An 11,145-nucleotide genomic window follows, 5' to 3' on the forward strand; every position below is an offset into this window, starting at 1 on the left:
GCCCGCCCCCCTCCACCCGGCGGTGGTCGCCCCAACCCCCGGGGGGGGCGCCCCCCCGGGGGCCCCCCGCCGCTGAGATCGGGAGTGTCGCCACCAGGACCAGGATCGCGGCTTCCCGCACGAGCATGATGAGGAGGTAGCCGAGCGATGCAGGGATCAGCACGAACAGCGCACAGACACCCAGGACCGTCGCCTCGACGGTTCCGCTGGCCTTCACATCCCAGCCCGATCCAGCCGGAAAGCCTCCGAATGAGTCAACGCCGACCAGCTGCTCGAGCAGAGCCGACGCCAGCGCGCCGCAGAGCGTGATGAGTCCTGCTGTCACGACGATCCAGCAGGCCAGCACCGCGCCGTACTGGGCCAGGCCGATGAGCAGGCTTCCGAGGGTGCGGCCATCGGCTCGGACGGCCACCATCGCGATCTGCCCGAGACCGACCACCATCGCCACGACGAGAGAGATCCAGACGACGCTCCCGTACAACCCATCCAGGCCGGGGTCGGTCACGTCGGGTGTGGTGAAACGGTCGAGGAGCCCGAAGACGGTGGTGAGCAGCCAGAGCGCGGCCGACCACAAGGCCATCATCAAGGCGGTGAAGCCGTCGGCGAGCCCCTTCTGGGCGGCGTCTCCGAGCCAGCTGAAGGGGCCGACATCGATCATGGGAGTCACGTGGTGAGCACTCATCACTGCCTCACCAGCCACTGCCAGCCGGCGTCGGCCGCGGCCTGGCTGCCCGGCCAGACGGACGGCGGTGCCGCAGCCTCCGTCCCCGCGGCGATCACCCATCGCTGACCGGTCCAGCTCATCCGCTGGCAGTCCGCAGCAGCGATCTGATCGGTGGCAACCCCTTCAAGTGACAGCACCAGGTCGACGCAGACCTCGGTGGTGCCAGCACGCACCGGGGACTCGACTCTGCCCATGCTCGCCTCCACCGCGAGACCGGACGTCTTCATGCCGGATGACTCCACGACACCCTGGAGCTCGGCCAGACCTGTCACGAGGGACCACTGGTCCGTCAGCCCGTCGGCCGCGATCCACACGCCGGCGATCTCCTGGGCGCGCTGGAGCGACAGCGGTGACAGCGCCGCGGAGTCGATGGCGACGAGCTGGGAAAGTGCACCCTCGGCCGTCGCCGGGAAGCCGGTCGGGACACCGGCAGGGCCCAGACGGGTGGCCGCCGGGATGGTCAGGCTGCCGATGGGGTCCGTGGTGAGAGACGCCGGCAGCGCCTCGTCCACCGTGGCGGCCGTCCCCACCATGGGCGTGTCCGACGTGGTGGCTTCAGCGGGTGTGGCCGGCGGCGATCCGATCATGCCCGCGACGGCCCAGGCACCGGCGCCGGTGATCGCCAGCGCGACGCCGACGATGGCGGCTCCGGCGAGGCGCAGCCGGCCTCGGCTCCACTGACCGGGGGCATCGACGCGGTCGCGGTGAGTGCGGCGGTTCATCAGCAGCCCCTCCCGACGATCGCCCAGAGGATTCCGTAGATGGTCACGTAGGCCACCGCCGCGAGGATCGACCACAGCAGGCCCGAGGCCCCCATCTGAGCAGCGCGGCTCATGGTCGCGAGGCGGCCGACGATGATGGCACCGATCGAGATGAATCCGCCGGCGATGATGAGGGCGGCGACGCCCCACTTCACCCAGCCCAGCAGCATGTCGGCGTACTGCTCGACGCCGGCTGGGGCCTGAGCGCACACGTTGTTGATCATGTCGAGCGTCATGGCTGCTCCTCAGGCCGTGGCGGCCAGGTAGTCCGCAGCGGCGTCGCGGAGCTTGTCGATCACCTGGCGGCGGTGGGCCCGCAACGTGCTCAAGGCCCAGCCGTGACTGGCGGCAACGGTTCGCAGCACCTGCTCCCGTGAGGTCCCGCTGTTCTCGCCGTCGACGAGCTCGGCGATCAAACCGACCTCGTCGGGCGCCAGCACGGCGGTGCCCCTGGCCCAGGCCAGGAGGTCGACCAGCTCCACCGCCGACGCGGGAGCAGGCTGCTCCGTGCTCTCGGGGAGGTCTTCCGGTCCGCCCATCGGCAGGTGGCGGTTGCGCTCCTGTCTGGTCCCGTTCTCACGCAGGAGTCGAGCCCGGGTCCGCATGACGAGGTGACGGGCGGCGCGATCGCCGATCTGTGGCTCGGCCGCGCGGATCTCCTGCCACATCGCCGAGACGACGTCCTCGGGTTGGCACACCTCCGCAAGGTCGTGTGCCGTCCGGCAGATCCCGCCGGCGAGCAAGGTCAGCACCGCCAGGGCGGCCGGCTGCTGGTCTCCACCTCGCTCACAACCGATGGCTGTGAGCCCGGCGATCGCCGGCCTGACCGGAACGTCGGTGCTGTGCCACGCCACGACGACGTCGTGCAAGCCACCGAAGCAGGCCAGCCGCTTGTCGGCCATCCGCCACTGGTGCCACAGGACACCGTCGCCGAGCTCGGCGTTGACGTGCTCGCCGACCGAGGCGAGGAGGTGGGTCAGACGGCTGCTGGCGTCTGCGGAGAGTGCATGGCCGTTGCGGGCCGGAGGAGCGAGGGGCATCGGGGCCTCCGATGGATGGGGTAGTGGACCCCTCCATCGGGGCCCTCACCACTCACCACCGCTCTCACCACCGCTGATGAGACCTCACCGCAGGTCCGCACCAATGCCAGCCTGCGCGATGGCCAGGACGAGAGCGAGCATCACCTGCCCACCATCCTTCTCCGCCTCGCCCGTCACTCGACCTCCTGGCCCGTGCGCCGGGGGGTGAGGATGCCGTGCGCCTTGGACGTGTCTCGCAGCGCCCGACGTAGGTCCGGCGCATCCGTGTGCTGGGTGCTCGGCGAGCCATGCTGGTGGCTAGTCGGCGGTCGGGTAGCGCGGCGGCTCATGCGATCTCCGTCTGGCCGCTACGAGACCGCCTGCCAGCGCCATCATCAGGGCCGAGGCAGCGGTCGCGGTCACCACCAGCCCCAAGTGCCACGGACTTCGACCGAGACCACCGATCACTGTGTAGGCCTCCGCGACGAGCCAACCGACCCAGGTAGCGAACACGAGCGTCACCGCCCCCGCGAACGCTTGGCCCCAGAAGTGCAGGGCTGGCGCCCTCGTGTGGCCAACGGCCGAGAGCCGCATGTGATAGCGAGAGAACCGGTCACCCTCTCCGGCAGTGGACAGCCACCAGAGCACCAGGCCGGCGGCTGCACCCATGGCACTCGTGGCAACCAGTAGGCGCTGAGTGGGCGCGATCATCGGCAGGTAGGTGCTCGCCTCGATGTTTGCCACGGTGGCCAGCGGAGCCTGCCCCATGACCGCTGAGAAGTACCCATCAAGATCGTCCGCTGGATGGACCAGCAGCTCCGGGTCGCGCAGGGGCTCCTGGACGGTACTCGGGTCCGCAGCCACGATGCGGGTGCCCACCAGCCTCCACGTGTCGCTACCACCGATGGCGATCCGGTCAGCGGTCTCGGGTCGTCCGAGCGGTACGACCTTGAAGACGGAGTTGGGCACGCACACGGCGGCCAGCGCGTCGCCCGCGCCCGCGTCGACAGCGCCCAGGCTGCGCGACAGGTCCTCGCAGGTTCCAGTGGCAGTTCGATGCCGCGGCGGACCGTTGAGCAGCACCCGGGTGACGGCCGGGATGGAGGCAACGGCTCGAACGGAGTCGTCCTCCGCCACCGGGAACGTCACCGAGTACTGATACCCCAACGGTCCTGCAGTGGACGTCGCTCCCAGATCCGTGACCACGCCCGCTGCCAGCCAAGCACAGGTCACTGCCACGAGGAGGCCGGCGCCCGCGGCAGCCAACGCATCCCGATCCCAGCCCACTCGCTTCAGGGCCAGATGAGCGCCGACGCCGCGAGCACGCGACCCCAGGGTGTCCCCCAGGCGGCCAATGACCTCTGGGAGGATCAGCACGCCCCCCACCAGGGCGAGCGGGGCTCCCAGGTACAGCGCCCACACGGCCCCCGAGGCGTGCCCGTGTCCGGTGAGGGCGCCGGGGACCACTATCCCGAGCAGCAAAGCTGTGCCCGCCACGAAGGGGACCCTTCTCCAGGCCCTCAGCGGGAGGGGCCCGCTGTCGTCGCCGGCAATGGCGGCGACGCGTTCAGCCGACCCGCGCGCTGCAACCATGGCCACGCCACCGAGAAGGCATGCCGCCACCACCGCACTAGGAATCAGCGGCAAGACGGTGGGCGGCGGGAACCAGGAGAGCCCCAGCACTGCATCCGGCTGTGACAACAACACCGCCGCGGCAGCCACCGGCAGGGCCACCACGAAGCCCGTCAACCCGCACCACACTGCATCAGTCGCGGCCGCCCAGCTCAACGTCCTTCGGGAGACGCCGAGTCGAAAGAGCCTGCGTATGGAGAGACCGCGAGCGAGGACTGCACCACGTGCCACAGCACGTTGCAGGAGCAACGCGGGCATGCCCGCCAGCCCCAGGATCAAGGCCAGAACCACGAACGAAGGGACCGTCGGCCTGCCGGCCACGTCCGCGTTCTCCCCCCACCCGTCCGCGCCGTACCAGGTTCGTCCAGCTGATGTCCGAGCGACGTAGACAAGAAGCTGGTCGGGCGACTGGAGACCGGCGGCCGATATCGTTCCGGTGATCGACCCCGGGACCCGAGACGCCGACGACGTGTCCGTGTCGAGTGCATCACGCACGGCGGGCGAGACCCAGACCTCCCCAGGTTGTGGAAAGTGATCGAGCCCAGGTGGAGCCGTCGGGTCTCCGCTCGCAGCGACGTAGATGGTCGTCCAGACGTCGCCGCCGTACGGAACGTCAGTCTGCGCGACGTGGAAGGTCGCCCGCGCTGCACCTGCTGGGTGGGGTTCCTGCGCAAGCCCCCGGTCATCTCGGTCCCGGCTGCCCACCCACATGGCCACCGCCAGCAGCGCCACGAAGGAAGCCACGGCGGCGGCGACAACACGTTGGCGGCGCAAGTACCGCGTACTCGCGTCCGGGCGACAGAACCAGGCCCATCCCAGGCCCATGCCCTCATAGCGCTGCCTCAGGGCAAGAAAGCGAGGGCTCAAGCGACCCGCCCGTCGGCCAGACGCGTGATGACGTCGCACTCACCGGCTATGGCCATGTCGTGGGTGACCACCATCAGCGTGGTTCCTTGCTCACTGGTCAGCTCCCGTAGCAACCGCATCACCGTTGCCCCCGCCTCCGAGTCCAGGGCCCCCGTGGGTTCGTCTGCGAGCACCATCCGCGGGCCATGGACGACGGCCCTCGCCACGGCTGCACGCTGCCGCTGACCACCTGACACCTGGGACGGAAGGCGTTCAGCCACCTCATCCAGCCCCAGCCGCTCGAGCAGCGGCAGAGCGACACCACGCCACGGCCTCGCCAACAGACGAAGCGGTAGCTCGACGTTCTGTCGGAGGGTCAGCTCGGGGAGCAGCTCCGCACCCTGGAAGACCAACCCCATCTCGGCCAACCTCAGGGCGGCCCGCTGATCGTCATCCATCGCCCTCAGCGAACGTCCGAACCACATCACCTCGCCGGAGGAGGGCGCGAGTATTCCTGCCGCCAAAGCCAGCAGCGTGCTCTTGCCACTGCCGCTGTGCCCGACGATCGCCCGTCGCTCACCACCATCGACCCTGAAGCTGACACCTGAGACAACGTGCACCTTCTCGTCGAAGGAGAACGAGACATCTTCCAGGTCGAGCACCACGACCACGGCGCTAGTCTGCGTACTTCCAGTTGGAAGCCGTGCACACGTTCGGGATCAAGCCGGTGCGGTGCCGGCAGACCTGGATCTTTCCCTTGCCGGGCGGATCCGAGTACGAGACCTTCTGAGCGATCGAGATGGCAGGAGAGTCACTGCCGTCGTGGTTCTCAGCAGACGCAGAGTGGGCCCACCCGTACCCGTCGATCTTCCCGTCCGTGTAAACCCAGTCACCGTCCGCGGCGCTGTCCTTCAGCTTCCCGTAGTAGTAGAAGCCAGGAATCGTGGGTGAGTCACAGTTCGCCTCGGCCCAGCAATCGAAGCGCCAGGTTCCCTGCGCGAGCTTGGCGGACGAGTCGCTGTTGTAGAAGGGATGCGCAAAGCTCCCCGCATTTCCTCCACCAGCGATCGCAGCAGCCGGCATCAAGAACGCAACGGCACCTATCACCGCAGGGATCAATGTGCGGAGGTTCATCACGAGCCAATTCCTTCCCGAGACAATGTCAGGACAAAATTGGCAGCATTGATTGCCGACGTCAAGCACATGATGGCGCGATCAGACGGACCTACCGCCAGAGCGGTCAGCCGAACCAGTCAGGCGCGGTGCGCGGCGTGGCGGAACCTACGAGCGCTCGGACTGTCTGTGGGCTGATGAGCAAGCCGTCGTGGCGTCGTCGACGATCGATGCCAGTCTGAGGTCGTGCCTGTCCCCCTCGAGCAACCAGCCGTAGCCGCCGGGGCGCAGCTCTCCGAACGGTTCACCGAGAAGCAGGTCTCCGCGGGGCAGGTCGCTGGTCGCTGCTCGCTCGAACAAAGCTGCGTCGAGCAGGACCCCGGGCCGCAGCTCGTAGGTCGGGACCCCGCGGTGACGAGCACTCTCCGTGGTGGCTGCGTCCGGCAGCCATTCCGTGCCGTCCTCGCGCAGTCCCATCATCCTGCGGGCGTCGCGGGCCCGGTTCTGGACCGTTGCGGGGCTCCATCCGAGGTCCTCGGCGGCGCGGTCCTTCGTGACCCCTCGCTCACGGAAGGCGAGGTAGATGATGAACTCGATCGTGCTCGCGACGTTACGGATACCGTCGCGACTGCCACCCGCGGCCATGACGTCCACCGGGCCGAGGACGCGGACCTTGGGCCGCGTGCAGACGGGGTCGTTCCAGTCGTTCCAGTCCTGCAGTAGCTCGGCGTCAGGTGGGGGCGTGGGCGTCTCGATCGGCTCGAAGCTCGTGGTGTCCTCGAGGTCCCCCATGAGCTCGGCGATGCTGGATGCCTGCTTCTTCTCGAGGCGGAAGGGCGCGACGTCCACGTCCCAGTCGAGGACCGTGACGCGCTGCTCGATGGGTCGCACGAGGCAGCGTCTGTCCGGTCCCAGGACGACGGCGCGGTCGCGCTCCGTGCCGCAGGGCGGGACGTCCGCGGTGGCACCGAGGACGACGGTCGGGCCGGTCGCGTCGTCTGCGAGCCCGTCACGACGCAGACCCAGCAGCGTGGTAAAGCGTCGCTCGTTGTCCCGTTGCAGCGCCGCGACGCGACGTGCCGCGAGGCCGGCATCCACGAGGCGCACCCGTTCGGGGTTGATCGCGACCAGGTCCGTGAAGTCGGGGTCGGCCACCAGGAGATCCACTGAGGACGCCCAGGGGGCTGCGGCGAGCTCGGCGACCCAGTGGCGGAGCAGGTCCGGGTCAGGCAGTCCCCCCTCCGCCGTGAACCTCCAGGTCGATCAGCCACAGCCGGCCCGAGTCGTCCACGCCGACGCTCACCAGCGCCGGGTAAGGGGCCGGGTGCTCAGTGGCATCTCGATCGATTGCGGCGTCTCGCGGAAGCTGCCAGGTCTCGTCATCCCCCCGCGCCCACGGCGGTGGCGGCGCCTGGTCGGTCACTCCCACGAGCTTCAGCTCCAACACTTCCTGGCCGAGAACCACGGCGCCCGCCTCGGGGAGGGACTGGTGTGTGTGCCGCAGCGACAGCGAAAGCGACCGCAGGGCGAGATCAATGAACTCCGTGTCGTCCGCGATCGCCGTTCCGGCTTCGTGGATCGCTCGCTCGACCACCTGCAGCCGTGGGGCCACGGCACGAGGAACCTGGCCGGGCGCACGAGCGACTCGCTGGCGACGGCGAGCCGCAGCGACGAGTACCACGAGGCCAGCGGCGAGAGTGCTGCCAGTGGCGAGCGCTGCCCGCCACGGGGTCACGGCCGTGACCGGCACGTCGTCCTCGGGGAGCGCCGCAGCGTCCGTGTCAGTTGACACCTCAGGCGCCGGCGTCGCCGTGAACTGCCCCGCAGGATCGGGCAGCGTCGAGGTGAGGCCGTCGTGCATGTCCGACTCTGCGCGTGTCAGAGGGGGTGTTGATGTCTTCGATGTAGCGCCAGTCTCTCGCTCGAGGCGCAGCATCTGGCCGGGCTCCAGCACATCAGGGTCCGGCCCGACCGTCGCTCGATTGATCCGATAGAGCCGCGGCCACTCGTCGGCGTCTCCCAGGTGGTCCTCGGCCAGCGAGCTCAGCGTGTCTCCGGTCTCGACGCGGACCATGCCCTCCGACCTGAGGGACGTCGCATCACGCTGTTGCGCCGATGTGGGCAGCAACAGCTGCCAGCCGGGCCGAATCTCCCGAGCGGTGGCGAACTGCTCACCGTCCGCCATGACCCGGTCATGGTTCGCATGGGCGATCTCGCGCCACCGCGTCCCCTCCCCCAGGTGTTGCTCGGCAAGCCCCCACAGCGTGTCACCCTTGGCCACCGTCACCATCGCGGAGCCCCGGGCTTGCGGCGTTGCGTTGGTCTCCGCACGCGCTGATGCCACCGGCGATGCAGCCGGCTTCGGTCCTCCGGCCGGGGCCGCCGACGAGGCGTCGGCCCACGCGACAGCCGTCGGGCCGACCGCGCCGGCCGCAGTACCACCGAGCAGCACCAAGTACACCAACGCGCGGACTGCCCGATGCTGCGCGTCGGGGCCGAAGCGGGGCGGGTCGACATCACGGAGGACTCCAGCCACCTCGCTGACGACGCAGACCAGGCACTGGGCCCACGCCAGCCAGGCAGCGCTGGCCAGCAGACCGATCAGCGAGTCAGCAGTCGCGAGCTGGAACGCAGCAGCTCCGTTCGCGGGCCAGGGATTGCCAACCATCACGATCAGCACGAGAGGCACGCCCACGACGAGGGCGGCCAGAGCGATAGTGGCGGTCAACCTGCGTAGATGGAGCATCTGGCGTCACCCTTCGCCGGTGATGGACGTGGCGGTACCGGACTCTCGAATCGGCAGACTGGCGAAACCCACCGCACCCAAGAACGTGGTCTCCGTGCGTCCTTCGACGACCACGGTCACCTGGGTGCCTGCGACGGACACCTGTCCGCCCCAGCCAGCAGTGGCCAGGACAGCGTGGGCGGCTCGCTCAGCGGCCTCGGGGTCCACGTGCAGGTCGCCAGACCGGATGCCAGCCAGCTGGTCCGCCCCTGCTCGGGCGGCCTGCTCGGCAGCCCGGTGGGCTGCCAGGCGGTCGTTCATCGCCGTTCCGCCGTCCACGACCAGGCCCAGCAGCAGGGTCGTCACTCCTGTGGCCGCCAGGACGGTCCACGTGGAGACGAATCCGTGGTCGGCGCGGATCATTCGAGGTCCCGGTGCTCGTCGATCGGGACGACCGCAGTGGCGACGAAGGTGCGCGTCGTCGCCTGCCCTGCCGCCGTTCCGGCGAGCAGGCTGGCACGACACGAGGCCGTGACGCGGATCTGCCCTCCGCTGACGAAGTCAGAGCCGGCGAGCGAGATGTCCAGTCGTGAGCACGTGCTCCCGGACTGCGCCGTCCACTCCGCAGCGGTGGAACTCGCGACGGCCTGCGCCTCCGACCACGTGGAGGACAGGGACGCGGCGCGAGCCACGGAATAGGCAGCATCCGAGGCGTCGCCCTTGCTCTGCACGACCCTTCCAGCCGTGATCACCAGCACCACGAGCGCCATGAGTACCGGCACCATCAGGAGCAGCTCCACGGGTGCAGCGCCTCGGTCTGAACGACGGTCATGTCCGCTCATGACGCGAAGCTCTCGATAGGGGCGGTCTGCTGCGACGAGACCTCAACGCCGAAGCCCGGGATGAGTCGCGGCACGGCGGCGGTCACCGTAGCGGTCACCGTGCTCGGTCCTCGGTCGAATCCGATCGTGGATGCGCCCACCGCATCCCCGGCCACGGTCAATGTCGCCTGAGCAGCTTCTCGCCCGAGCGCGTCCGTGCCCCCATAGGCTGCGGCCGCCACGGCACCTTCCCGGGCAGCTGCGGACACCGCCCGGGCAGCTTGCTCACGCACGGCCCACTGCGCCGTGAGCATGAGGACGAGCACGACCGTCGGCACGATCAGCACGACCTCGAGCGCCGCTGCCCCTCGACAGTGGCGAGATCGACCAGGTCGGCCCCTTCGCCGAGAGGCGCTCGTCATCGTCTCAGTTCCCGTTGAGGCTGTTGCCCTGGGAGGTCACGTATTGGGTGACGGCCACGATGACGATGCCGCAGATGGCCACGGCGCCGATCAGGATGAGGACGTACTCGACGGCGCTGGCGCCTCGATCGGTACGGCGGGTGGCCTTTCCCAGCAGCATGGCCAGAAGCAGTCGTAGGTGAGCGATCAACATGGTGCAGCCTTTCTCGTAGGTCACGCGGTGAACAGGAAGAGCAACCTGGCGGTGATCACGTACGCCGCCGCCAGGAGAGACATGAGAACGAGCGTGTTGCGCATGGCGTCGGTGTCGCGGCTGGCGCGGGCCTGGATGTCTGCAGCCCGCGCGTCGCGCATGGTCTGGGCCCGCGAGACCAGTGAGTCGCGGACGCGGCCGCCCTCGTCCTGGGCGAGGGACATGGACGTCTCGAGGTCGGCAAGCTCCGAGACACCGAGGCGCTCTCCGACCTCGCCCAGCGACCGCCACGTGCTGATCCCGAACACCCGAGCGCTCGCCACGGCGGCCTGCAGCTCCGCGAAGACCCAGCCCTCCCCCACTCGGGCAGCCACCGGTAGCGCCTCGGCGTGCCCTCGGCCGGCCTCGACGGACATGACGACGAGATCGAGGTAGAGCGATAGCCCACGCCGGAACTCGGCCCGACGCCCGGCGGCTCTCGCTGCGAGGTCACGCCGGACGACGAGGAGAAGACCACCCGCCGCAACGACACCGACCAGGAGCAATAGGCCGGCCGAAGCAGCCGGCAGGCCGAGCATCGTGAGCACCGGGAGGAGGAACAAGGGGACGGGTAGGCACGCCAGGGCCAAGCCGCACGTACGCAGCGTCCAGGCCTCCAGGTCGAGTCCGCAGACCGCAGCGTCCTGCCGCAGAGCAGCAGCAGCCTGCGGGAACCGACGACCCGCACCGACCAGGACTCGCGAGAGGCCGGGACGTCGCCGCGACCTCCGGTCCTCCACGACGACGGCCCTGTGCCCTTGCCACGCCGAGATCTGACGGCCGACGGCAGGGGCAGGTGGCCGGGCGAGGCGCACCACCCAGGACATACCTGCGCCGAGGGCGGCGGCGC

The 11,145-nt window shown here is 69.4% G+C and carries 13 protein-coding genes and 1 pseudogene; all 14 read right to left on the minus strand.

Annotated elements, in window-relative coordinates:
- Positions 1-658: pseudogene (locus M8330_RS16735) on the minus strand (hypothetical protein); the annotation flags it as partial.
- Positions 659-681: 23 nt separating this feature from the next.
- Positions 682-1,521 (minus strand): hypothetical protein, encoded by an 840-nt coding sequence (locus M8330_RS16740; RefSeq protein ID WP_250828259.1) that lies wholly within the window; start codon positions 1,519-1,521, stop codon positions 682-684.
- Positions 1,446-1,721, minus strand: coding sequence for a hypothetical protein (locus M8330_RS16745; RefSeq protein ID WP_250828260.1), 276 nt, complete (start codon positions 1,719-1,721; stop codon positions 1,446-1,448). Before M8330_RS16745 ends, M8330_RS16740 begins: the two co-directional genes overlap by 76 nt.
- 9 nt (positions 1,722-1,730) lie before the next feature.
- The gene (locus M8330_RS16750) at positions 1,731-2,525 is read right to left on the minus strand and encodes a hypothetical protein (protein WP_250828261.1); all 795 of its coding nucleotides are present in this window, start codon (positions 2,523-2,525) and stop codon (positions 1,731-1,733) included.
- A gap of 297 nt (positions 2,526-2,822) precedes the next feature.
- Positions 2,823-4,868 (minus strand): hypothetical protein, encoded by a 2,046-nt coding sequence (locus tag M8330_RS16755; RefSeq protein ID WP_250828262.1) that lies wholly within the window; start codon positions 4,866-4,868, stop codon positions 2,823-2,825.
- A gap of 131 nt (positions 4,869-4,999) precedes the next feature.
- Positions 5,000-5,653, minus strand: a complete 654-nt coding sequence (locus tag M8330_RS16760; protein WP_250828263.1) for an ABC transporter ATP-binding protein — start codon at positions 5,651-5,653, stop codon at positions 5,000-5,002.
- A 4-nt stretch (positions 5,654-5,657) separates the two neighbouring features.
- Entirely contained in the window at positions 5,658-6,119 is a 462-nt protein-coding gene (locus M8330_RS16765; protein WP_250828264.1) for a hypothetical protein, read from the minus strand.
- Between the two features lie 144 nt (positions 6,120-6,263).
- On the minus strand, positions 6,264-7,250 hold the full coding sequence (locus M8330_RS16770; RefSeq protein WP_250828265.1) for a hypothetical protein: 987 nt from the start codon (positions 7,248-7,250) through the stop codon (positions 6,264-6,266).
- Positions 7,251-7,320: 70 nt separating this feature from the next.
- Positions 7,321-8,823 (minus strand): LysM peptidoglycan-binding domain-containing protein, encoded by a 1,503-nt coding sequence (locus tag M8330_RS16775; protein ID WP_250828266.1) that lies wholly within the window; start codon positions 8,821-8,823, stop codon positions 7,321-7,323.
- A 24-nt stretch (positions 8,824-8,847) separates the two neighbouring features.
- Positions 8,848-9,243, minus strand: coding sequence for a pilus assembly protein TadG-related protein (locus tag M8330_RS16780; protein ID WP_250828267.1), 396 nt, complete (start codon positions 9,241-9,243; stop codon positions 8,848-8,850).
- A complete protein-coding gene (locus tag M8330_RS16785; protein WP_250828268.1) occupies positions 9,240-9,620 on the minus strand; it encodes a TadE/TadG family type IV pilus assembly protein in 381 nt (126 codons plus the stop codon). The genes M8330_RS16780 and M8330_RS16785 overlap by 4 nt, the downstream gene beginning before the upstream one ends.
- A 38-nt stretch (positions 9,621-9,658) precedes the next feature.
- Positions 9,659-10,063 carry a TadE/TadG family type IV pilus assembly protein gene (locus tag M8330_RS16790; RefSeq protein ID WP_284704858.1) on the minus strand — a complete coding sequence of 135 codons (405 nt, stop codon included), beginning with the start codon at positions 10,061-10,063 and terminating at the stop codon, positions 9,659-9,661.
- Between the two features lie 4 nt (positions 10,064-10,067).
- The gene (locus M8330_RS16795) at positions 10,068-10,280 is read right to left on the minus strand and encodes a hypothetical protein (RefSeq protein ID WP_250828270.1); all 213 of its coding nucleotides are present in this window, start codon (positions 10,278-10,280) and stop codon (positions 10,068-10,070) included.
- A complete protein-coding gene (locus M8330_RS16800) occupies positions 10,277-10,834 on the minus strand; it encodes a type II secretion system F family protein (RefSeq protein ID WP_250828299.1) in 558 nt (185 codons plus the stop codon). Before M8330_RS16800 ends, M8330_RS16795 begins: the two co-directional genes overlap by 4 nt.
- Between the last annotated feature and the right edge of the window lie 311 nt (positions 10,835-11,145).

The sequence above is a fragment of the Nocardioides bruguierae genome, assembly GCF_023656415.1.
Classification (GTDB): Bacteria; Actinomycetota; Actinomycetes; order Propionibacteriales; family Nocardioidaceae; genus Nocardioides; species Nocardioides bruguierae.

Excerpts from the sequence above, each read along its gene's own strand:
- M8330_RS16745 (WP_250828260.1), bottom strand. The coding sequence starts at position 1,721 with ATGACGCTCGACATGATCAACAACGTGTGCGCTCAGGCCCCAGCCGGC.
- M8330_RS16750 (WP_250828261.1), bottom strand. The coding sequence starts at position 2,525 with ATGCCCCTCGCTCCTCCGGCCCGCAACGGCCATGCACTCTCCGCAGAC.
- M8330_RS16780 (WP_250828267.1), bottom strand. The coding sequence starts at position 9,243 with ATGATCCGCGCCGACCACGGATTCGTCTCCACGTGGACCGTCCTGGCG.
- M8330_RS16790 (WP_284704858.1), bottom strand. The coding sequence starts at position 10,063 with ATGACGAGCGCCTCTCGGCGAAGGGGCCGACCTGGTCGATCTCGCCAC.
- M8330_RS16800 (WP_250828299.1), bottom strand. The coding sequence starts at position 10,834 with ATGCTCGGCCTGCCGGCTGCTTCGGCCGGCCTATTGCTCCTGGTCGGT.